Source organism: Achromobacter sp. 2789STDY5608615 (genome assembly GCF_001298995.1).
GTDB lineage: Bacteria > Pseudomonadota > Gammaproteobacteria > Burkholderiales > Burkholderiaceae_B > Achromobacter > Achromobacter insuavis.
Genome location: NZ_CYTY01000005.1, coordinates 171,135 through 193,212, shown reverse-complemented (window position 1 = coordinate 193,212; position 22,078 = coordinate 171,135). Strand labels below are relative to the sequence as shown.

16 protein-coding genes and 1 pseudogene are annotated in these 22,078 nt (G+C 67.6%); 16 read left to right on the top strand and 1 reads right to left on the bottom strand.

From position 1 onward, the window contains the following. From AOZ49_RS06390 to lpxC, 12 genes are all read left to right on the top strand, one after another. A partial coding sequence (locus AOZ49_RS06390; RefSeq protein ID WP_054474646.1) for a peptidoglycan D,D-transpeptidase FtsI family protein occupies positions 1-1,188 on the top strand: 1,188 nt, incomplete at its 5' end. Next, positions 1,185-4,049 carry a bifunctional UDP-N-acetylmuramoyl-L-alanyl-D-glutamate--2,6-diaminopimelate ligase MurE/UDP-N-acetylmuramoyl-tripeptide--D-alanyl-D-alanine ligase MurF gene (gene murF / locus AOZ49_RS06385; RefSeq protein WP_054474645.1) on the top strand — a complete coding sequence of 955 codons (2,865 nt, stop codon included), beginning with the start codon at positions 1,185-1,187 and terminating at the stop codon, positions 4,047-4,049. The genes AOZ49_RS06390 and murF, both read left to right, overlap by 4 nt. Further along, the gene (gene mraY / locus AOZ49_RS06380; protein ID WP_006392951.1) at positions 4,039-5,208 is read left to right on the top strand and encodes a phospho-N-acetylmuramoyl-pentapeptide-transferase; all 1,170 of its coding nucleotides are present in this window, start codon (positions 4,039-4,041) and stop codon (positions 5,206-5,208) included. The genes murF and mraY overlap by 11 nt, the downstream gene beginning before the upstream one ends. Further along, positions 5,205-6,737 carry a UDP-N-acetylmuramoyl-L-alanine--D-glutamate ligase gene (murD, locus tag AOZ49_RS06375; protein ID WP_054474644.1) on the top strand — a complete coding sequence of 511 codons (1,533 nt, stop codon included), beginning with the start codon at positions 5,205-5,207 and terminating at the stop codon, positions 6,735-6,737. Before mraY ends, murD begins: the two co-directional genes overlap by 4 nt. Continuing rightward, positions 6,734-7,927, top strand: a complete 1,194-nt coding sequence (gene ftsW / locus AOZ49_RS06370; protein WP_006392953.1) for a putative lipid II flippase FtsW — start codon at positions 6,734-6,736, stop codon at positions 7,925-7,927. The genes murD and ftsW overlap by 4 nt, the downstream gene beginning before the upstream one ends. After that, positions 7,924-9,003 (top strand): undecaprenyldiphospho-muramoylpentapeptide beta-N-acetylglucosaminyltransferase, encoded by a 1,080-nt coding sequence (gene murG, locus AOZ49_RS06365; protein WP_054474643.1) that lies wholly within the window; start codon positions 7,924-7,926, stop codon positions 9,001-9,003. Before ftsW ends, murG begins: the two co-directional genes overlap by 4 nt. After that, positions 9,000-10,406, top strand: a complete 1,407-nt coding sequence (gene murC, locus AOZ49_RS06360; RefSeq protein ID WP_054474642.1) for a UDP-N-acetylmuramate--L-alanine ligase — start codon at positions 9,000-9,002, stop codon at positions 10,404-10,406. Before murG ends, murC begins: the two co-directional genes overlap by 4 nt. Continuing rightward, a complete protein-coding gene (locus tag AOZ49_RS06355) occupies positions 10,403-11,353 on the top strand; it encodes a D-alanine--D-alanine ligase (protein ID WP_054474641.1) in 951 nt (316 codons plus the stop codon). The genes murC and AOZ49_RS06355 overlap by 4 nt, the downstream gene beginning before the upstream one ends. 12 nt (positions 11,354-11,365) lie before the next feature. After that, positions 11,366-12,190, top strand: coding sequence for a cell division protein FtsQ/DivIB (locus AOZ49_RS06350; protein ID WP_054474640.1), 825 nt, complete (start codon positions 11,366-11,368; stop codon positions 12,188-12,190). A gap of 4 nt (positions 12,191-12,194) precedes the next feature. Next, complete coding sequence (ftsA, locus tag AOZ49_RS06345; protein ID WP_006217473.1) at positions 12,195-13,421, top strand: cell division protein FtsA; 1,227 nt, start codon at positions 12,195-12,197, stop codon at positions 13,419-13,421. 190 nt (positions 13,422-13,611) lie between these two features. Next, the gene (ftsZ, locus tag AOZ49_RS06340; protein ID WP_006392958.1) at positions 13,612-14,796 is read left to right on the top strand and encodes a cell division protein FtsZ; all 1,185 of its coding nucleotides are present in this window, start codon (positions 13,612-13,614) and stop codon (positions 14,794-14,796) included. Between the two features lie 240 nt (positions 14,797-15,036). Further along, on the top strand, positions 15,037-15,960 hold the full coding sequence (gene lpxC / locus AOZ49_RS06335) for a UDP-3-O-acyl-N-acetylglucosamine deacetylase (RefSeq protein WP_054433506.1): 924 nt from the start codon (positions 15,037-15,039) through the stop codon (positions 15,958-15,960). Between the two features lie 198 nt (positions 15,961-16,158). On the opposite strand, the gene AOZ49_RS06330 is transcribed toward lpxC, so the two are convergent. After that, the gene (locus AOZ49_RS06330; RefSeq protein WP_006392960.1) at positions 16,159-16,566 is read right to left on the bottom strand and encodes a flagellar hook-length control protein FliK; all 408 of its coding nucleotides are present in this window, start codon (positions 16,564-16,566) and stop codon (positions 16,159-16,161) included. Positions 16,567-16,693: 127 nt separating this feature from the next. On the opposite strand from AOZ49_RS06330, the pseudogene AOZ49_RS06325 reads away from it, so the two are divergent. The 4 genes and pseudogenes from AOZ49_RS06325 to AOZ49_RS06310 form a co-directional block, all read left to right on the top strand. Then, positions 16,694-17,681, top strand: a pseudogene (locus AOZ49_RS06325) (M23 family metallopeptidase). Positions 17,682-17,855: 174 nt separating this feature from the next. Next, positions 17,856-20,591, top strand: coding sequence for a preprotein translocase subunit SecA (secA, locus tag AOZ49_RS06320; protein ID WP_054433508.1), 2,736 nt, complete (start codon positions 17,856-17,858; stop codon positions 20,589-20,591). Between the two features lie 12 nt (positions 20,592-20,603). Next, entirely contained in the window at positions 20,604-21,323 is a 720-nt protein-coding gene (locus AOZ49_RS06315) for a VOC family protein (protein WP_054433509.1), read from the top strand. A 182-nt stretch (positions 21,324-21,505) separates the two neighbouring features. Next, positions 21,506-22,078: GntR family transcriptional regulator (locus AOZ49_RS06310; RefSeq protein WP_054474688.1), on the top strand; the 573-nt coding region annotated here is incomplete at its 3' end.

Genomic DNA, 22,078 nt, shown 5'->3' with positions numbered 1-22,078 from the left:
GAAGGCGTCGAACTGACCTTCAACCAGCAATTGTCGGGCCGCCCGGGCAGCCGCCGCGTCATCAAGGACCGGCTCGGCCGCGTCATCGAGGACGTGCAGGCCGTGACGCTGCCGGTGGACGGCCGGGATCTGCGCCTGTCGATCGATACCCGCCTGCAGTACCTGGTGTTCAAGGAACTGAAGGACGCCATGGACAAGCACCAGGCCAAGGGCGCCACCGCCGTGGTCGTGGACGTCCACACCGGCGAGATCCTGGCGCTGGCCAACGTGCCGACCTTCGATCCGAACAAGCGCGAGACCTTTCACGGCGCCAACCTGCGCAACCAGGCCATCACCGACACGTTCGAGCCCGGCTCGATCATGAAGCCGTTCACCGCCGCGCTGGCGCTGGACCTGGGCCGCATCACCACCTCGACCCTGTTCGAGACCGGCAACGGCCGCTTCACCTACCAGGGCAGCACGATCAGCGACGTCAGCCGCAACGGCACGCTGGACGTGGCCGGCGTGCTGCGCAAGTCCAGCAACATCGGCATGACGATGATCTCCGAGAAGCTGGAATCCCGTGAAATGTGGGATCGCTTCACCGAACTGGGCCTGGGCCAGGCGCCCCAGGTGGGATTCCCCGGCGCGGCCCCCGGCCGCCTGCGTCCGTGGGACCGCTGGCGCCTGATCGAGAAGGCCACCATGGCCTACGGCTATGGCCTGTCGGTGTCGCTGCTGCAGGTGGCGCGCGCCTACACCGTGTTCGCGCGCAACGGCGACATGGTGTCGCTGACCCTGGTCAAGCGCGACAGCGATCCGACCAGCGTCAAGATCTATACGCCCAAGACCACCGCGCTGGTGCGCGGCATGCTGGAAGCGGCCGCCGGCCCGGAAGGCACCAAGGCCGCCCAGGTCCAGGGCTACCGCGTGGCCGGCAAGAGCGGCACCGCGCGCAAGATCGTCGACGGCAAGTACAGCATGCAGCGCTACCGCAGCTCGTACGTGGGCTTTGCCCCGGTGTCCGATCCCAAGATCGTGGTGGCCGTCTCGATCGACGAGCCCACGGTCGGCAGCTATTACGGCGGCGCGATCGCCGCGCCCGTGTTCTCCCATATCGTTGGCGGGAGTCTGCGGCTGATGGGGGTGCGGCCGGACGCGCCCTTCGAATCGACAATTGTTGCTGGTATCAAGGAGCCAGGCAGATGAGCGCCAAAGGCTTCCTCTCATCCCCCGCCGCCACGGTCGAACAAGCCGTGGCGTGGTTGCATTCGCGCGTGTCGTTGACCGCGCACCTGAAGCTGGACTCCCGCGAGATCGAGCCGGGCGATGTGTTCGTCGCCTGCCCGGGGCTGTCCAGCGATGGCCGTCTATATATAGAGAAGGCGTTGGCGCTGGGCGCCAGCGCGGTGTTGTTCGAAGCGCCCGCGACCGAGGCCATCGAGGCCGCGGCGGCCGCTGGCGATACGCCGATGTTGCCGGTGACCGGCCTGCGCGCCCTGCTGGGCGAGCTGGGCGACACCTGGTACGGCCGGCCGTCGTCGGCGCTGGCCGTGGTGGCCGTGACCGGCACCAACGGCAAGACCTCGTCGGTGCAATGGATCGCCCACGCGCTGGGCCGCAACGACAAGCCCTGCGGCACCATCGGCACCCTGGGCGCCGTGCTGCCCGACGGGCAGACGCTGGGCGGCAGCCTCACGACCCCCGACGTGCTGACCGTGCACCGCCTGCTGGCCGCCATGCGCGACGCCGGCGCCAAGGCGGTGGCGATGGAGGCGTCGTCGATCGGTATCGAGCAGGGCCGCATGGACGGCGTGCGGGTGGCGCTGGCCGCCTACACCAACCTGACCCGCGATCATCTCGACTATCACGGCACCATGGAAAGCTACGAGGCCGCCAAGGCGCGCCTGTTCCGCTGGCCCGGCCTGAGCGCCGCGGTGGTGAACGCCGACGACGAAGCCGGCCGCCGCCTGATCGCTTCGCTGCCGTCCGACCTGTCGGTGATGGGCTACAGCCTGAGCGCGGATCCGGCGATTCCGGCCGCGATGCGCGCGCGTGACCTGCAGGCCACCGCGCAAGGACAGATCTTCACCCTGGTGTCGCCGCATGGCGAGGCGCAGATCGTGACGCGCCTGCTGGGGGCGCACAACGTCTCCAACCTGCTGCTGGTGGCGGGCGTGCTGTACAAGCTGGGCCTGCCGTTCGCGCAGATCGCGCGTGAGCTGGCCGCGACCGATCCGGTCGATGGCCGCCTGCAGACGGTGGAACCCGTTGCCGCCAGCACCCAGGCCAATGCCGGCCGTGGCGCGCTGGTGGTGGTCGACTATGCCCATACGCCCGACGCGCTGGCGCGCGCGCTGACCGCGCTGCGTCCGGTGGCGCAGGCGCGCGCCGGCCGCCTGGTGTGCGTGTTCGGCTGCGGCGGCGAGCGCGATCCGGGCAAGCGTCCGGAAATGGGCCGCATCGCCGCCGAGCTGGCCGATCACGTGGTGGTGTCGAGCGACAACCCCCGCAGCGAATCGCCCGAGGCCATCGTGGCGCAGATCCTGGCGGGCATTCCGGCCGAGGCTGGCGCCGACGTCCAGGTCGACCGCGCCCGCGCCATCATGCAGACCGTCTGGGCCAGCGCGCCTGAAGACGTGGTGCTGCTGGCGGGCAAGGGTCACGAAACCTACCAGGACATTGGCGGCGAGAAACTGCCGTTCGATGACCGTGAGTGGGCGCGGCTGGCGCTGCTGCTGCCGCTGGTCAAGGGCGTGTCGACGGACACCCGGCGCATCGGCGCCGGCGAGCTGTTCGTGGCGTTGGTGGGCGACAACTTCGACGCCCACAACTACCTGGACCAGGCCGCGGAGCGTGGCGCCTGCGCCGCGGTGGTGGCGCATGCCGTGCCGGATTCGACCCTGCCGCAACTGGTGCTGGGCGATACCCGCGTGGCGCTGATGCGCATCGGCGCGGCCTGGCGCGCCCGCTTCACGCTGCCTGTGGTGGCGGTGACCGGCAGCAACGGCAAGACCACCACCAAGGAAATGATCTCGGCCATGCTGGCGGGTTGGCGCGGCGAGGCGGGCCGCCTGGCGACCGCCGGCAACCTGAACAACGACATCGGCGTGCCGCTGACGCTGCTGCGCCTGCGTCCGGAACATCGCGCCGCCGTGTTCGAGCTCGGCATGAACCATCCGGGCGAGATCGCCCAGCTGGCCGCCATCGCGGCGCCGAGCGTGGCGCTGGTGACCAATGCCCAGCGCGAACACCAGGAATTCATGCACACCGTGGAAGCGGTGGCGCTGGAAAACGGCGCCGCCATCGCGGCGCTGCCGGCGGACGGCGTGGCCGTCTATCCCGGCGACGAGCCCTACGCGGCGATCTGGGACAAGCTGGCCGCGCCGCGCCGCGCGCTGCGTTTTGGCCTGCAGCCCGGTCTGGATGTCTATGCCGAGCAGATCCTGGCGGACGTCGATTCGACGCGCTGCCGCGTGGTGACGCCGATGGGCAGCGCCGACCTGACGCTGCCGGTGCCCGGCGTGCACAACCTGCGCAATGCGCTGGCGGCGATCGCCAGCGCCATCGCCGCGGGCGCGCCGCTCGATGTCGCCGTGCGGGCGCTGGCCGGTTTCAGCCCGGTCGCGGGCCGCATGCAGCACAAGAAATTGAGTGGCGGAACGTTGCTCATTGATGACACCTACAATGCCAACCCCGACTCGGTTCGCGTGGCCATCGATGTGCTGGCCCGCATGGCCGGCACGCGTGTCCTGGTACTGGGCGACATGGGCGAAGTCGGGGACAACGGCCCCGCCATGCATGAAGAGGTGGGCAATTACGCGCGCGAGCTTGGCCTCGACGCGCTCATCACGCTAGGCGATGCCAGCCGGGCGGCCGCTGCCGCCTACGGCACGGGCGCGCACGCCTGCGCATCGGTAGACGAAGTCGTTGCCGCATTGCGCGGCCTGCGCGCGTCCTGCGTATTGATAAAGGGATCGCGCTTTATGCGCATGGAGCGGGTAGTGACGGCTTTTATTTCCAATGACGGACAAGCGTCCAAGGGGCAGGGGGACAACCATGCTGCTTGAGATCGCCCGTCTGCTTTCCGATGATGTGCGCGCGCTGGGCGTGTTCGAGTACATCACGCTGCGCGCGGTGCTGGCGTGCGCCACGGCGTTGCTGATCGGCCTGGTGGCCGGTCCGCGCGTGATCCGCAAGCTGACCGAGATGAAGATCGGCCAGGCCGTGCGTTCGTACGGTCCGGAAACCCACCTGGTCAAGACCGGCACCCCCACCATGGGCGGCGTGCTGATCCTGATTTCCATCGCCATCAGCACGCTGCTGTGGGCCGACTGGACCAACCGTTTCGTGTGGGTGGTGCTGCTGGTGACGTTCGGCTTCGGCTGGATCGGCTGGATGGACGATTACCGCAAGGTGGTCTATCGCGATCCGGAAGGCATGCCGGCGCGCCAGAAGTTCTTCTGGCAGGCGACCATCGGCCTGGTGGCTGCGGTCTATCTGGCGTTCGCCGTGTCGGCGCCCGCCAACACCGAGCTGTGGCCGCTCTTCAAGGCCTGGGTGGGCAGCGGCTTCACCATGTCGCTGCCGACGCGCGCCGACCTGATCGTGCCGTTCTTCAAGACCGTCAGCTATCCGCTCGGCGTGCTCGGCTTCGTGGCGCTGACCTGGGCCGTGATCGTCGGCACCAGCAACGCCGTCAACCTGACCGACGGCCTGGATGGCCTGGCGATCATGCCCACCGTGATGGTCGGCAGCGCGCTCGGCATCTTCGCCTACGTGGTCGGCCGCGTCGACTATTCGAAGTACCTGCTGTTCCCGTACATCCCCGGCGCATCGGAATTGATGGTGCTGTGCGCGGCGATCGGCGGCGCGGGGCTGGCATTTTTGTGGTTCAACGCGTATCCGGCGCAGGTCTTCATGGGTGACGTCGGCGCGCTGGCGCTGGGCGGCGCGCTGGGCACCATCGCGGTCATCGTGCGCCAGGAGATCGTGCTGTTCATCATGGGCGGCGTGTTCGTGGTCGAGACCCTGTCGGTGATGATCCAGGTGACGTGGTTCAAGTACACCAAGCGACGTTATGGAACAGGTAGACGCATATTCCGCATGGCTCCGCTGCATCATCACTTCGAAGTGGGCGGCTGGAAGGAAACCCAGGTGGTCGTGCGTTTCTGGATCATCAGCATGATGCTGGTGCTGATTGGCCTCTCAACCCTGAAGTTGCGATGAATACGATGGAAACCTCCCGCGCCGATGCGCCGCTCGTCCTGATCCTCGGATTGGGCGAGTCGGGTGTCGCCGCCGCACGCTGGAGCGCCCGCCAGGGCGCCCGCCTGCGGGTGGCCGACACGCGCGCGGAGCCGGGCGGCCTGGCGGCGCTGCAAGACGCGCTGGCGCAGGCCGAGGTGGAATACCGGCTGGGCTGCGACACGTCTTTCGATGTCGCGCTGCTGGATGGCGTGGACCAGGTCGTCATCAGCCCGGGACTGGCGCCCGAAGGCGCGCCGGCCGGCGATCTGCTGCGCGAGGCCAAGGCCCGCGGCATCGAAGTCATCGGCGAGATCGAATTGTTTGCGCGGGCGCTGGCCGAGCTGGCCGAGACCCGTGAATACCGTCCGCGCGTGCTGGCCGTGACCGGCACCAACGGCAAGACCACCGTCACCGCGTTGACGCGCGACCTGCTCGAGGCCAGCGGCCTGTCGGTGCTGGCCGCGGGCAACATCAGCCCGGCCGCGCTGACCGCGCTGATGGGGGCGCTGGACGCCGACGACCTGCCGCAGGCGTGGGTGCTGGAACTGTCGAGCTTCCAGCTCGAGACCACGCACACGCTGATGGCCGATGCCGCCGTCGTGCTCAACGTGACGCAGGATCACCTGGACTGGCACGGCGGCATGGACGCCTACGCCCGCGCCAAGGCGCGCCTGCTGAAGATGGCGCGCATCGCCATCGTCAACCGCGACGATCCGTATACCGTGGACATGGTGCCGTCGCTGGACGCCATGCCCGTGCGCAGTTTCGGCCGTGACGTGCCGGCGCTGGTCGGCGACATGGGCCTGGAGCTGGGCCAGGGCGTGGCCTGGCTGGTCGCGGCCGAACCGGTCGATTTCGACGAGCCCGTGGCGCCCGTGCGCCGCAAGAAGGACGCGCCGGAGCCGGTGCGCGCCAAGGGCCGCATGAGCCGCCTGATGCCGGTCGATGCGCTGCGCATCCGCGGCATCCACAATGCCTTGAACGCGCTGGCCGCATTGCAGCTTGCGCGCTGCCTGGACCTGGGTTGGGGTGCCATGCTGCGCACCCTGCGCGAGTACGCGGGCGAGCCGCATCGCGCTGCCTTCGTGCGCAACATCGGCGGCGTCGACTACATCAATGACAGCAAGGGCACCAACGTCGGCGCCACCGTGGCCGCGCTGGAAGGCCTGGGCCAGCCGGTAGTGCTGATCGCCGGGGGGCTGGGCAAGGGGCAGGACTTCTCGCCGCTGATCCCGGGGGTGTCGCGCCATGCGCGCGCGGTGCTGTTGATCGGCCAGGACGGTCCGGAGATCGGCCGCGTGCTGGCCGCGACCGGCGTCGACTGCATCGCCGTGGACTCGCTGCGCGACGCCGTGCGCCGCGCCGCCGACCTGGCGCAGCCCGGCGACGCCGTGCTGTTGTCGCCCGCCTGCGCCAGCATGGACATGTTCCGCAATTACCCGCACCGCGGGCAAGTGTTCGTGGAAGAGGTCGAAGACCTGGCCCGCGACCGGGGAGAGGTGGCATGAGCCTGATCGCCGATCTCACCGCCAGCGTCAACGCCGTACGGCCCGGCCGTACCCGCATGCGTAATTTCGACATGCCGCTCGCGATTGCGGCGTCGACCTTGCTGCTGCTCGGCTTGCTGATGGTGTATTCGGCGTCGATCGCGCTGGCCGACGGCCCGCGCTATGCCTCCTATGGCCGCTACTACTTTGTCATCCGCCATGGCCTGTTCGTCACCGCCGGCCTGGTGGCGGGCGCCGTCGTGCTGGCGATTCCGATCCGCGTGTGGCAACGCCTGGCGGTGCCGCTGTTCGTGGTGGCGATGGTGCTGCTGGTGGCGGTGCTGGTGCCCGGCATCGGCCGCGAGGTCAACGGCGCGCATCGCTGGATTCCGCTGGGTCCGCTGAATTTCCAGCCGTCCGAACTGATGAAGCTGGCCGCGCTGCTCTATGCCGCCGATTACACGGTGCGCAAGCAGGAACACATGCAGGCCTTTGCCCGCGGCTTCCTGCCGATGGCGTTCGCGCTGGCCGGCGTCGGCATGCTGCTGCTGCTCGAGCCCGACCTGGGCGCCTTCATGGTGATCGTGGCGATCGCGATCGGCATCCTGTTCCTGGGCGGCATCAACGGCAAGTACTTCAGCAGCCTGCTGGCGGTGCTGGTCAGCACCTTCCTGATGCTGATCTGGCTGTCGCCGTGGCGCCGCGCACGCCTGTTCGCCTACCTGGATCCCTGGAACGAAGACAACGCCTACGGCAGCGCCTACCAGCTGTCGCATTCGCTGATCGCCCTGGGACGCGGCGAATGGCTGGGCGTGGGCCTGGGCGCCAGCGTCGAGAAATTGCACTACCTGCCCGAAGCGCATACCGACTTCCTGATGGCGGTGGTGGGCGAGGAACTGGGTTTCGCCGGCGTGATGCTGGTGATCACGCTGTTCGCCATCATCGTCTATCGCGGTTTCGACATCGGCCGCCAGGCCATTGCCATGGAACGCACGTTCGCGGGCCTGGTGGCGCACGGCGTGGCGATGTGGTTCGGGGTACAGGCCTTCATCAACATGGGCGTGTGCCTGGGGCTGCTGCCGACCAAGGGCCTGACGCTGCCGCTGATGAGCTATGGCGGTTCGGGCGTGGTGATGAATCTGTGCGCCCTGGCCATGCTGATACGGGTCGATGTGGAAAACCGCATCATGATGCGCGGAGGACGGGTATGACCGCGCCGTCGCGCACCATCCTGATCATGGCCGGCGGCACCGGCGGCCACATCATGCCCGGCCTGGCCGTGGCCGATGTGCTGCGCCAGCGCGGCTGGCGCGTGCTGTGGCTGGGCAACCCGGACAAGATGGAAGGCAAGCTGGTGCCGCCGCGCGGCATCGAACTGGTGCCGCTGCGTTTCGCCGGCGTGCGCGGCAAGGGCGTGACGGCGCTGCTGAAGCTGCCGTTCCTGCTGGTGCGCGCCTTCGCCCAGGCCTGGGCGCGGCTGTCGTCGGTGCGTCCGGACGTGGTGCTGGGCATGGGCGGCTATGTCGCCTTCCCCGGCGGCGTCATCGCGACGCTGCGCGGCACGCCGCTGGTGGTGCACGAGCAGAACGCGGTGGCCGGCACCGCCAACAAGTGGCTGGCCAGGATGGCGCGCCGCGTGCTGAGCGGCTTCCCCGGCGTGCTGCCCAAGGGCGAAGCCATGGGCAACCCGGTGCGCGCCGACCTGTGCGCCTTGCCCGATCCGGCGCAGCGCTATGCCGGCCGCAGCGGTCCGCTGCGGCTGCTGGTGGTGGGCGGCAGCCTGGGCGCCCAGGCGCTCAATACCGCCGTGCCGCAAGCGCTGGCGCGCCTGCCGCAGGAAAACCGTCCGGTGGTGGTGCACCAGGCCGGCGAACAACATTTGCCGGCGCTGCAGCAGGCCTACGCCCAGGCGGGCGTGGCGGCCGACTGCCGCGCCTTCATCGATGACATGGCCGGCGCCATGGGCGATGCCGACCTGCTGGTCTGCCGCGCGGGCGCCATGACGGTGTCCGAAGTGGCCGCCGTCGGCGTGGCGGCGCTGTTCGTGCCGCTGCCGCATGCCATCGATGACCATCAAACCGCCAACGCGCGCTTCCTGAGCGACGCGCAGGCCGCATGGCTGCAGCCGCAGAACGCCTTCAGCCCCGAGTGGCTGGCGGACTGGCTGGGTCAGCGTTCCCGTCAAGAACTGCAAGCCGTCGCAGAACGGGCCCGCGCGCACGCGCACCCGGAAGCGGCGGCGCATATCGCCGACGTCTGTGAACAAGCAGCGGGGCGTTCATCATGAAACACAGAATCCAGCATATCCATTTCGTAGGCATCGGCGGTTCCGGCATGAGCGGCATCGCCGAGGTGCTGCTCAACCTGGGCTACACCATCAGCGGCTCCGACCTGAATGAGTCGGCCGTGACGCGCCGCCTGGCCGGCCTGGGCGTGAACATCGCCATCGGCCACGTCGCCAGCAACGTCACCGGCGCCGGCGCCATCGTCACGTCGACGGCGGTGGCGGGCGACAACCCCGAAGTCATCGCGGCCCGCGCCGCGCGCATTCCGGTGGTGCCGCGCGCCATCATGCTGGCCGAGCTGATGCGCCTGAAGCGCGGCATCGCGGTGGCCGGCACGCATGGCAAGACCACCACCACCAGCCTGGTGGCCAGCATCCTGGCCGCGGGCGACCTGGACCCGACCTTCGTGATCGGCGGGCGCCTGAATTCGGCCGGCGCCAACGCGCGGCTGGGGCAGGGCGACTACATCGTGGTCGAGGCCGACGAGTCCGACGCCTCGTTCCTGAACCTGCTGCCGGTGATGGCCATCGTGACCAACATCGACGCGGACCACATGGACACCTACGGCCACGACGTGGCCCGCCTCAAGAGCGCGTTCATCGAATTCACCCAGCGCCTGCCGTTCTACGGCAGCGCGGTGCTGTGCACCGACGACGCCAACGTGCGCGAGATCATGCCGTTCGTGTCGCGTCCGATCACCTCCTACGGCCTGAACGAAGACGCGATGGTGCGCGGCTACGAGGTCCAGGCCGACGGCACGCGCATGCGCTTCAACGTGCAGCGCAGCCACCGCGACACGCTGCTGCCGCCGCTGCAGGTGGAACTGAACCTGCCGGGCCTGCACAACGTGCGCAACGCGCTGGCGGCGATCGCCGTGGCGACCGAGCTGGGCGTGGCCGATGAAGCCATCTGCGACGCGCTGGCCTCGTTCAAGGGCGTGGGCCGCCGCTTCACGCAGACGGGCGAATTCCCGGTGCCGGCCGCGCATGGCGGCGGCACCTTCACGGTGATCGACGACTACGGCCACCATCCGGTGGAAATGGCCGCCACGCTGGCCGCCGCCCGCGGCGCCTGGCCCGACCGCCGCATCGTGCTGGCGTTCCAGCCGCACCGCTACACGCGCACCCGCGACTGTTTCGAGGATTTCGTGCGCGTGCTGGGCACGGCCGACGCGGTGTTGCTGACCGAGGTCTATTCCGCCGGCGAGCCGCCGCTGGTGGCCGCCGACGGCCGCGCGCTGTCGCGCGCCCTGCGCGTGGCGGGCAAGGTTGAGCCGGTGTTCGTCGAGGACGTGGCCGACCTGCCGCAGGCGGTGGTCGATTTCGTTCGCGATGGCGACGTGGTGATCGTCATGGGGGCGGGCTCGATCAGCAAGGTCCCGGCCCAAGTTGGAGAATTGGCATGAGCGCGAAATTCGGCAAGGTGGGTGTGTTGTACGGCGGCCGTTCCGCCGAACGCGAAGTGTCCCTGATGTCCGGGGCCGGCGTGCACCAGGCGCTGCTCAGCGCCGGCGTCGACGCGCACCTGTTCGACACGGGCGAACGCAGCCTGGCCGAGCTGGCCGCCGAAGGCTTCGAGCGCGTCTTCATCGCGCTGCACGGCCGCTTCGGCGAAGACGGCTCGATCCAGGGCGCGCTGGAATTGCTGGGCATTCCCTACACCGGCAGCGGCCCGCTGGCCTCGGCGCTGGCCATGGACAAGACCATGACCAAGCGCGTCTGGCTGCAGCATGGCCTGCCCACGCCGGAATTCGAATTGCTGGACGCCGACACCGAGCTGCGCCTGGTGCCGGACCGCCTGAGCCTGCCGCTCATCATCAAGCCGCCGCACGAGGGCTCGACCGTGGGCATCACCAAGGTCGTGGGCTATTCCGACATGAAGGACGCCTACGCCCTGGCCGCCAAGTTCGACGCCGAGGTGCTGGCCGAGCAGTTCATCCAGGGCCGCGAGCTGACCGTGGCAGTGCTGGGCAGCGGCAAGACCGCGCGCGCGCTGCCGGTGATCGAGATCGCCGCGCCCGGTGGCAACTACGACTACGAGCACAAGTACTTCTCCGACGACACGCAGTACTTCTGCCCGGCGGCGCTGCCGCCGGCCGTGGCTGAGGAAGTCGCTGACATCGCGGTGCGCGCCTATCGCGTGCTGGGTTGCGAGGGCTGGGGCCGCGCCGACTTCATGCTGGACGCCGACAACCGCCCCTGGCTGCTTGAAATGAATACCTCGCCCGGCATGACCAGCCATTCGCTGGTGCCGATGGCGGCCCGCGCCACCGGCATGAGCTATGCCGAGCTGTGCGTGGCGATTTTGGCCGACGCCTCGTGCAAGTTGCACAGCGCCGCCCGCAATACTTGACCCGGACATTCTGTGTGGAACGACGCTCGCACGACCAACCTGATCGCCAACACGCTCGCCGTGCTGGCGGTCTGCGCCATGCTCCTGGCGGGCGTGGTGTGGGTGGCGCAGCGTCCGTATTTCACGCTGTCGGCGATCGAGCTGGAGTCCACGCCGGACACCGGGCTGCACTATGTGTCGCCGGGCGCGGTGCGCGCGGCGATCGCGGGGCGCTTCAAGGGCAACTTCTTCACGGTGGACCTGGACGACGCGCGCGAGATCTTCGAGTCGGTGCCGTGGGTGCGCCATGCCACCGTGCGGCGGATCTGGCCCAATGTGCTGCGCGTGCGCATCGAGGAGCAGCAGCCGCTGGCGCTGTGGAACGAGAACCAGATGATCAACACCTGGGGCGAGGCGTTCACGGCCAACACGGGCGAGATGGACGACGAGACGGTGCTGCCGCAGTTCTCCGGGCCCGAGGGCACCGAGTCGCTGGTGGTGCAACGCTACGCCGAACTGGCGCGCTGGTTCGCGCCGCTCGATATGCACGTCAAGCAGCTGGAGCTGAGTCCGCGCTACGCCTGGCGCGTGGTGCTGTCCAACGGCATGCTGCTGGACCTGGGCCGCGATCCGGGCGCCGATGCGCCGGATCCGCACGGCCTGCCCGGCGCGCTGCCGTTCGCGGCGCGCATTCAACGTTTCGTGCAGGCCTGGCCCGCCGTGGCGGGGCGCCTGGAAGGGCGCACCATCACACAGGCCGACCTGCGCTATCCCAATGGTTTCGCCCTGGCGCTGGCCCCGTTGCCTCCGTCAGCAAACAAACCCAAATCCACACCGAAACCTCCCAAGAAACGCTAACGCCATGACCCGTGACATCAAGGACCTTATCGTCGCCCTCGATATCGGCACCAGCAAGGTGGTGGCTGTGGTGGCTGAAATCCTGCCCGAAGGGCGATTCGAAGTGCTCGGCCTCGGCCAGCATGAATCGCGCGGCATGCGCAAGGGCGTGGTCGTCAATATCGAGACCACTGTGAATTCGATTCAGCGCGCGCTTGAAGAAGCCGAGCTGATGGCGGATTGCAAGATCCGCGACGTCTACACCGGCATCGCCGGCAGCCATATCCGCAGCTTCAATTCCAGCGGCATGGTCGCCGTGAAGGACAAGGAAGTCACCGCCACCGACGTCGCCCGCGTCATCGAGACCGCCAAGGCGGTGAATATCCCGACCGACCAGCAGGTGCTGCACGTGCTGACGCAGGAGTTCATCGTCGACGGCCAGGAAGACATCCGCGAGCCGATCGGCATGAGCGGCCTGCGCCTGGAAGTGCGCGTGCACATCGTGACCGGCGCCGTCAGCGCCGCGCAGAACATCGTCAAGTGCGTGCGCCGCTGTGGCCTGGAAGTGCAGGACCTGATCCTGCAGCCGCTGGCCTCGAGCCTGGCCGTGCTGACCGCCGACGAAAAGGAACTGGGCGTCGTGCTGGTGGACATCGGCGGCGGCACCACCGACGTGGCGATCTTCACCGGCGGCGCGATCCGCCACACCGCCGTGCTGCCGATCGCTGGCGACCAGATCACCAACGACATCGCGGCCATGCTGCGCACGCCGACGCCCGATGCCGAGGAAATCAAGCTGCGCTACGGCGTGGCCAAGCAGGTGCTGGCCAGCCCGGACGAGTCGGTGGAAGTGCCGGGCCTGGGCGACCGCGGCCCGCGCCAGGTCAAGCGCCAGGCGCTGGGCGCCGTGATCGAACCGCGCGTCGAAGAGCTGTTCACGCTGGTGCAGCAGGTGGTGCGCGACTCTGGCTACGAGGACCTGCTGGCTTCCGGCGTGGTGCTGACCGGCGGCTCGGCGCAATTGCCCGGCATGATCGAACTGGCCGAGGACGTGTTCCTCAAGCCGGTACGCGTGGCGGTGCCCGAATACGAAGGCAGCCTGGCCGACGTGATGCGCAATCCGCGCTTCTCGACCGTGATGGGCCTGCTGCAGGAAGCGCGCATGCAGCGTGTGCGCGGCCGCAAGGTGGCCGCGCAGACCGGCAATTTCAAGAGCCTGCTGGCGCGCATGAAGGAATGGTTCATGAATTAAAGAGGGGGGGCAGGTTGGGGCCTGCTCCTTGGCACGATCCGCAGCGGTAGGGCGGGCCGGGCCAGAAAGGGGAGGCGTCTCAAACCCGTTGCGGACCAAAGCAGTCGGCTTCGGCTTTGAGGCGATTCACAAAATATAGGTTGTTGGGGAATTTTTGTGATTTGCAAATCGGACTTGTGAGGGAGTCATCATGATGAACTTTGAGATGCTTGAGAACAACACCAAAGGGACCGTAATCAAGGTCGTTGGTGTGGGCGGTGCGGGCGGCAATGCCGTGGCGCACATGATTCGCAGCGGCGTGCACGGCGTGGATTTCATCTGCGCCAACACCGATGCGCAGGCACTGGCGGCGACCAACGCCCCGGTGCAGATCCGCCTGGGCCGCACCGGCCTGGGCGCGGGCGCCAAGCCCGAACAAGGCCGCGCGTCGGCCGAAACCGCGCGTGAAGAGATCCGTGCTGCCCTGAACGGCGCGCACATGGTCTTCATCACCGCGGGCATGGGCGGCGGCACCGGCACGGGCGCAGGCCCGGTCGTGGCCGAAGTCGCCAAGGAGCTGGGCATTCTGACGGTGGGCGTGGTCACCAAGCCCTTCACGTTCGAAGGCAACAAGCGCCTGAAGATGGCCGAGGACGGCATCGCCGAACTGGCCAAGCACGTGCATTCGCTCATCGTGGTGCTCAACGAGAACCTGTATGAGCTGATGGACGAGGACGCGACGCAGGAAGACTGCTTCCGTTCGGCCGACGACATCCTGCACAACGCTTGCGCGGGTATCGCCGAAATCATCAACGTCGAAGGCAACGTCAACGTCGACTTCGAAGACGTCAAGACGATCATGGGCGAGCAGGGCCAGGCCATGATGGGCACGGCATCGGCTTCGGGCGCTGACCGCGCCCGCGTCGCCGCCGAGCACGCCATTGCCTGCCCGCTGCTGGAAGGCGTGGACCTGAACGGCGCGCGCGGCGTGCTGGTCAACATCACCGCCAGCCGCTCGCTGAAGATGCGCGAAACGCGCGAAATCATGGAAACGATCCGCAGCTACGCTTCGGACGACGCGACCGTGATCTTCGGCACCGCCTACGACGAATCGATGGGTGAAAACCTGCGCGTGACCGTGGTTGCGACCGGCCTGGGCCGTGCGCAGGCGCGTCCGCAACTGGTGCAGACCACCGCTGAAGTGCTGCGCACCGGCACCGACAACATGCCCATGGGCACGATGCCGGCCGCCGGTCAGGGTGATTACCGCAATCTGGACATGCCGTCTGTCATGCGCAACCCGCGCAGCCAGGCGTCGGCCCAGGTGCGCGCGCTGGAAAGCTCGGGCATGGATCATTTCGACATCCCGGCGTTCCTGCGTAAGCAGGCGGATTGAACCTGGAGCCTGGTTTCAGGCTCTACATGCACTCCCTCATCTCCGGCTTGCCTGTCCCCGCAGGCAAGCCGGAGGCGGAGCGGCCCGTGTTTCCCTTGCACGGCTTGAATAGGGGACGGTTTTATCGGTCGGTCCTGACGCTTTGATGGCGTTGAGAACCGGACAGAGTTACAATACGTCAGTTACGCCGGCAATCTCTTGTCATCTTGCCGGCTTCCTGGCTCAAAATACCTTAGTCTCATGTTCCGACAGCGCAGCATTCAGAATCTCGTCCGCACGACAGGCGTCGGCGTCCACTCCGGACGGCGGGTCGAGCTCACCCTGCGCCCGGCGGCGCCCAATACGGGCATCGTGTTCCACCGCGTCGATCTGCCCGAAGTCGTCGACCTGCCCGCGCAGGCCACCGGCGTGGGCGATACGCGCATGGCCTCGGTGCTGCAGCAGGGCAACGTGCGCGTGTCCACGGTGGAACATCTCATGTCGGCGCTGGCCGGCCTGGGCATTGACAACCTGCATATCGACCTCACTGCCGAAGAAGTCCCCATCATGGACGGCAGTGCGGCAACCTTCGTGTACCTGTTGCGCTCGGCCGGCATCGTCGAGCAGAACGCGCCGAAGCAGTTCATCCGCGTGTTGAAGACGGTGGAAGTGCGCGAGGGCGAAGGCCGCAACGAGAAGTGGGCCCGGCTCGAACCCCATGAAGGGTACGCGCTGGCCTTCTCGATCGACTTCCGCCACCCCGCCATCGACTCGACCGCGAATTTCGCCGAAATCGATTTCGCCACCCATTCGTACGTGCGCGAGATCGCGCGCGCCCGCACCTTCGGCTTCGTCAACGAAGTCGAGGCTCTGCGCTCGATGGGCCTGGCCCGCGGCGGCAGCCTGGACAACGCCATCGTCATGGACGAATACCGGGTGTTGAACAGCGACGGCCTGCGCTACGACGACGAATTCGTGAAGCACAAGATCCTGGACGCCATCGGCGACCTGTATCTGCTGGGCAAGCCGCTGGTGGCGCGCTACGTGGCGTGCAAGTCGGGCCACGGCCTGAACAACCAGCTGGCGCGCGCGCTGCTGGCGCAGCGCGACGCCTGGGAACTGGTGACCTACGAATCGCAAGCCGAAGCGCCGCAGGCGTTCCGGCACGAATGGCAGCTGGCCTGAGGCTGGTCTGTCGTCGCTGATGGCTGGTGCGCCGGGGACAGTCCCCGGCTGACATCCGGCCATTTTCATTGGATGGCGCCGGTCGCCATCCTTGTGCCCGCCAGCGCCGTCCAGGTGCAATCCGCGGGGCGCGCCACACCCGGACATCGGTCCGAAGGCGCCATCCCGATGGCGGGCGTCCGGACAAGTCCGGTTATCTCAGCTACCCTTGTGGTGCTTCAATAGCTTGGCGACCGCGTCGGCCAGCGGGCCGGGGCGCAGGTTGTCGTGCAGGGTCTCGAAGGCGCCCAGCGCGGTTGTTCCGAGCGGCTGGGCCTCCTTGGGCGGCAGCGGCTTGCGGGCGCCGGGCTTGGGCAGGCCGGCTTGTACCTTCACCGCAATTTCGTTAAGGTTCCAGCCTTGGTCCGCCAAGGCCTGCGCGATGCGCGGGGCCAATTGACGCATCTTCGCCGCGTGCGCGGCACTGGGCACCACCAGTTGAAGGCGCTGGTTTTCCAGCTTGCCGACCTGGCAGACGGAGCCCAACGGGGCGGGCAGGATCGCCGCCACCGCATATTGGATTTGCAAGTGCTTGCGGGCGGTCGCCAGTACCCCGGCGCCCCGCATGTCATGACCCAGCCATCCCAGGGCGGTATTTTCCCCTCGCCGGCTGGAACTGGAACGTTGACGGTATGAAGTGGGTCTATTCATCCCGGCTCTGAGAATTAGGAAGCAAACCTTGAAAATCGTGATTATGCACGCCCGCGACGGGCAGGACGGGCATTTCACCCTGGGAGGCGCGCGCTTGGCGTTGTTTCTGGGGGGGGGGCGCGCTGATGACGGCCGCCATCTTTGGCGCCGCCCTTCAGCGCTACATTACACCCATCCTGCCCGCCGTACACACGGTCGGCTGGCCGCTGTCCGAACAGCCGGGACGCGATGCGGACTTCCTGCGCGGCAACATGAACCTGCTGGCCGCCAAGGTGGGCGCGCTGCAGGCCAAGCTGGCCAGCATCGATGGCCTGGGCCAGCGGGTGGCCAAGGTGGCGGGCGTGGCCTACACCGATCCCGAAGTGGCCAAGCAGCTGACGTCGGTTCCGGCCGACCCCCAACATGCCCCCGAGGCCACCCAGGTGATGGACGATCTGTTCACCGAGGGCACGCCGCCCAGCGCCGCCTCGGCCGAAGCCCTGGGCCGCCAGCTGGACGAGATCCAGGAACGGCTGGCCCTGCAGACCGACAACCTCAAGCTGCTGGACGCGGCGCTGACCCGGCGTTCGGCCGACCAGGCCCGCATGCCGACGGCGATGCCGATCACCGATTACCCCTATCTCAGCTCTTCCTACGGCTGGCGCCGCAACCCGGTGACCGGGCGCTCGGCCATGCATGAGGGGCTGGACTTCGCCGCGCCGCCGGGCACGCCGATCCTGGCGGCCTCGGGCGGCGTGGTGCTGGAAGCCAAGTTTCAACCCGGCTACGGCAACATGGTCGAGATCGACCATGGAGACGGTCTGATTACACGCTATGCCCACGCCTCGTCCCTGATGGTCAAGCAGGGGCAGCTGGTCGAGCGGGGCCAGCAGGTGGCGCGGGTCGGTTCGTCCGGCCGTTCCACCGGGCCGCACCTGCATTTCGAGGTCCGCCTGGCCGGACAGCCGCTGGATCCGCGGCTGTTCCTCGGGCCGCAGCAGAATGCCCCGCCGACGGTGGCGCAAGCCGGCGGCGGCAGCGCCGCGCGCTGACGCCCGATCCGGGCTACAGTGCCACCCTGGCCATAGGTCCAGGCTATTACGCGCCAGGTGCGTTAAACTGGTTCGTTTCCCAGCGGACCCCCGCTCAACCAAATAAATCAAGTCACGGGCGACGCCGCCCTGGCCCCATGCGGGCGCGGCGGGGCTCGTGCGGCCGACATACGCATGGTTTCTCTGCTCAAAAAACTCATAGGTAGCCGCAACGACCGGCTGCTTAAGCAGTATCGCAAGCTGGTAACCCAGATCAATGGGCTGGAGCCCAAGATCTCCGCGCTCTCCGATGCGGAGCTGGCGGCCAAGACCGCGGAATTCCGTTCCCGCCATGCACAGGGCACGTCGCTCGACGACCTGCTGCCCGAAGCCTTCGCCGTCGTGCGCGAGGCTGGCAAACGGGTATTCGGCATGCGCCACTTCGACGCGCAGCTGCTGGGCGGCATTGCCCTGCACAGCGGCAAGATCGCCGAAATGCGCACGGGTGAAGGCAAGACGCTGATGGCCACGCTGCCGGTCTACCTGAACGCGATCGCCGCCAAGGGCGTGCACGTGGTCACGGTGAACGACTACCTGGCCCGCCGCGACGCCGAGTGGATGGGGCGCCTGTATCACTTCCTGGGCCTGTCCACGGGCGTGGTGGTGCCGCAGCAGCCGAACGAGGAAAAGAAGGCCGCCTACGCCGCCGACATCACCTACGGCACCAACAACGAATTCGGTTTCGACTACCTGCGCGACAACATGGAATACCGTGTTGACGACCGGCGCCAGCGCGGCCTGTTCTACGCCATCGTCGACGAAGTGGACTCGATCCTGATCGACGAGGCGCGCACGCCGCTGATCATCTCCGGCCAGGCCGAAGACCACACCGAGCTCTACATCCGCATGAACGCGGTGCCGCCGCTGCTGACCCGCATGGCCAGCGAGCCCAAGCCGCAGGAACCGGAACCCGAGGGCGACTACTGGGTCGACGAGAAGAGCCAGCAGGTCTACCTGTCGGAAGCCGGCCACGTCAACGCCGAAGGCATCCTGGCGCGCCTGGGCATCCTGCCCGAGGGCGAGTCGCTGTACGACCCGCGCCACATCGCGCTGATGCACCACCTGATGGTGTCGCTGCGCGCCAATACGCTGTTCTTCCGCGATCAGCAGTATGTGGTGCAGGACGGCGAAGTCATCATCGTCGACGAATTCACCGGCCGCCTGATGGTGGGCCGCCGCTGGTCCGATGGCCTGCACCAGGCGGTCGAGGCCAAGGAAGGCGTGAAGATCCAGCACGAGAACCAGACGCTGGCGTCGATCACCTTCCAGAACTACTTCCGCATGTACGAGAAGCTGTCCGGCATGACCGGCACGGCCGATACGGAAGCGTACGAATTCCAGGAAATCTACGGGCTCGAGACGGTCATCATCCCGACCAACAAGCCCATGATCCGCAAGGACCAGAACGACCAGGTCTTCAAGACGGATGCGGAAAAGTACAACGCCATCCTCGAAGACATCCGCGACTGCCACGAACGCGGCCAGCCGGTGCTGGTGGGCACCACCAGCATCGAGAACTCCGAGCTGCTGTCGGGCCTGCTGAAAAAGGCCAAGCTGCCGCACGAAGTGCTGAACGCCAAGCAGCATGCGCGTGAAGCCGAGATCGTCGCCGAAGCCGGCAAGCCGGGCCACATCACCATCGCCACCAACATGGCGGGCCGCGGCACCGACATCGTGCTGGGCGGCAGCGTCGACAAGCAGATCGACCTGATCCGCGCCGACGAATCGCTGTCCGAAGCCGAAAAGACCGCGCGCATCGAGAAGGTCCGTGCCGACTGGAAGCCGCTCAACGAGCAGGTGAAGGCCGCTGGCGGCCTGCGCATCATCGGCACCGAGCGCCACGAATCGCGCCGTATCGACAACCAGCTGCGCGGCCGTGCCGGCCGCCAGGGTGACCCGGGTTCGTCGCGCTTCTACCTGTCGCTGGAAGATTCGCTGATGCGCATCTTCGCGGGCGACCGCGTGCGCGCCATCATGGAGCGCCTCAAGCTGCCCGAGGGCGAGCCGATCGAGGCCGGCATGGTGACGCGTTCCATCGAAACCGCGCAGCGCAAGGTGGAAGGCCGCAACTTCGACATCCGCAAGCAACTGCTGGAATACGACGACGTCGCCAACGACCAGCGCAAGGTGCTGTACTCGCAGCGCAATGACGTGCTGGAAGCGGCCAGCGTCGGCGCCACGGTCGAGAACCTGCGCGACGCCGCGGTGGTCGACCTGTTCAACACCTACGTGCCGCCGGAATCGGTGGAAGAGCAGTGGGACATCCCGGCCCTGCAAAAGGCGCTGGAGGCCGACTGGCAGGTCCACCTGCCGTTGACCGAGATGCTCGAGAAGGAAGCCAACCTGACCGACGAGGATCTGCGCGAACGCGTGATCGCGGCGGCCCGCGACATCTATCAGGGCAAGGTCGACCAGGTCGGCACCGAGTCGTGGTCGCAGTTCGAGCGTTCGATCATGCTGCAGGCGATCGACACGCACTGGCGCGAACACCTGTCGGCGCTGGATTACCTGCGCCAGGGCATCCATCTGCGCGGCTATGCGCAGAAGAACCCCAAGCAGGAATACAAGCGCGAAGCCTTCGAACTGTTCTCGGGCATGCTGGACCGCATCCGCGACGACGTGGTGCGCGTGCTGATGACGGTGCGCGTGCAGTCGTCCGAACAGGTCGAGCAGGCCGAGGCCGAAGCCGCCCAGTCCCACGTGCAGAACGTGCAGTATCACCACTCCGACTACGACGAGGCCCTGGCCCAGTCGGCCGAGGACACGGGCGCCCAGCCGGTGCGCAACGTGCTGCCCAAGGTGGGCCGCAACGATCCGTGCCCGTGCGGCAGCGGCAAGAAGTACAAGCAGTGCCACGGCAAGCTGGTCTGAGCGGATAACGCCATGCTGCATGCCGTCGGCCAGACCGAGTTCGACCACGCCGTGGTCATGGTGCGGGACCGGCTGGATGCGCTGGCGCCGCACTTCGAGCGCCAGGGTTTCCACCTGAGCGATAAGGCGGTGCACAACCTCGGTTCGTGCAACCGCCTGATCGTGCTCGAAGGCACCTACGTCGAACTGCTGGGCTGGCCGCCCGGCGCGCCGCCGGCGCGCAAGGAAATCGCCGATTCGCCCTTCGGGCTCGAGGCGCTGGTGTTCCGCACCTATGACGCCGAGGCCACGCGCGAGCGCCTGCTCAAGGCGGGCTTCGCCGTCAATCCGATGCAGGAACTGTCCCGTCCCGCCATGCTGGATGGCCAGGAAGTCGAGGCCCGTTTCCATACCGTGCGTTTCGCCGAGCAACCGCTGCCCGGCATCCGCATGTATTTCTGTCGTCACCTGACGCCCGAGTGCGTCTGGTCGCCCGAGCTGATGGCGCATCCCAACGGCGCCCGCGGCCTGCTGCGGATCGACGCCCGCGCCGCCCAGGCGCGCCAGGTGGCCGAACGGCTGGCGCTGGTGGCCGGCGTGACGGCCGAAGCCGCCACGGGCGGCTGGGACGTGCCGCTGGCCAATCTGCGTATCCACGTGCGCGAGGACGCCACGGCGGTGACGCCGGTGCTGTCCACGCTGACGCTGGAAAACCGCGACGGCGCTCATTACACGCTCGACACGGGCGTCTGATCCTGACTTCCGCGCGCGGTTGGCGCGCGGGTCTTTTCCCTGTCTGATCTCCCCGTTCCCAAATTTTTGGGGGCGGATTGTTGTCGCGCGTCTTGCGGGCAAACCCGGGTTGTGGCGCAAAGTGTATGCACTTTAGTATGCACTTCATCCCCACCCGGAGCGCCCAGGCGGCCGACACTCTCATGACGCCATCCCGACCCGCAGCCCGCACCATGGCCGGCCAGGCCGAGCTGTACAACGCCGTCAAGGCGATGGCGGTGAGTTTCGAGTTCAAGCCGGGCGAACGCATCAACGAAGTCGAGCTGGCCCGGCGCCTGAACGTGAGCCGCACGCCGCTGCGCGAGGTGCTCAACCAGCTGATGGTGGAGGGCTTCCTGACCCGTTCGGTGAACCGCGGCTTCATTGCGCGGCTGCTGGACGCCAAGCAGATCCACAGCCTCTATGAATACCGCGCGGTGCTCGAGGCCGGCATCGTGCGCGCCGCCTGCGAGCGCGCCACCGACGAGGAGCTGGCGGCGCTGCGCGCGTTTGTCGAACGCTCGCGCGACGTGCCCGAGGACAGCGACGCGACCCGCCTGCTGGAGCTGGACGAGGCATTCCACCTGACGCTGGCGCGCTATTCGCGCAACGAGGAATTCGTGCGGGCGCTGGAAAGCGTCAACGCCCGCATCCATTTCGTGCGCTGGATCGACATGCAGCAGGGCCGCCGCAGCCATACCCAGGGCGAGCACATGCGCATCGTCCAGGCGCTGGAG

What these genes read in the sequence shown, in the direction of transcription:
- murF (WP_054474645.1), top strand. Translation starts at nt 1,185, where the DNA reads ATGAGCGCCAAAGGCTTCCTCTCATCCCCCGCCGCCACGGTCGAACAA.
- mraY (WP_006392951.1), top strand. Translation starts at nt 4,039, where the DNA reads ATGCTGCTTGAGATCGCCCGTCTGCTTTCCGATGATGTGCGCGCGCTG.
- murD (WP_054474644.1), top strand. Translation starts at nt 5,205, where the DNA reads ATGAATACGATGGAAACCTCCCGCGCCGATGCGCCGCTCGTCCTGATC.
- ftsW (WP_006392953.1), top strand. Translation starts at nt 6,734, where the DNA reads ATGAGCCTGATCGCCGATCTCACCGCCAGCGTCAACGCCGTACGGCCC.
- murG (WP_054474643.1), top strand. Translation starts at nt 7,924, where the DNA reads ATGACCGCGCCGTCGCGCACCATCCTGATCATGGCCGGCGGCACCGGC.
- murC (WP_054474642.1), top strand. Translation starts at nt 9,000, where the DNA reads ATGAAACACAGAATCCAGCATATCCATTTCGTAGGCATCGGCGGTTCC.
- AOZ49_RS06355 (WP_054474641.1), top strand. Translation starts at nt 10,403, where the DNA reads ATGAGCGCGAAATTCGGCAAGGTGGGTGTGTTGTACGGCGGCCGTTCC.
- ftsA (WP_006217473.1), top strand. Translation starts at nt 12,195, where the DNA reads ATGACCCGTGACATCAAGGACCTTATCGTCGCCCTCGATATCGGCACC.
- ftsZ (WP_006392958.1), top strand. Translation starts at nt 13,612, where the DNA reads ATGATGAACTTTGAGATGCTTGAGAACAACACCAAAGGGACCGTAATC.
- lpxC (WP_054433506.1), top strand. Translation starts at nt 15,037, where the DNA reads ATGTTCCGACAGCGCAGCATTCAGAATCTCGTCCGCACGACAGGCGTC.
- AOZ49_RS06330 (WP_006392960.1), bottom strand. Translation starts at nt 16,566, where the DNA reads ATGCGGGGCGCCGGGGTACTGGCGACCGCCCGCAAGCACTTGCAAATC.
- secA (WP_054433508.1), top strand. Translation starts at nt 17,856, where the DNA reads ATGGTTTCTCTGCTCAAAAAACTCATAGGTAGCCGCAACGACCGGCTG.
- AOZ49_RS06315 (WP_054433509.1), top strand. Translation starts at nt 20,604, where the DNA reads ATGCTGCATGCCGTCGGCCAGACCGAGTTCGACCACGCCGTGGTCATG.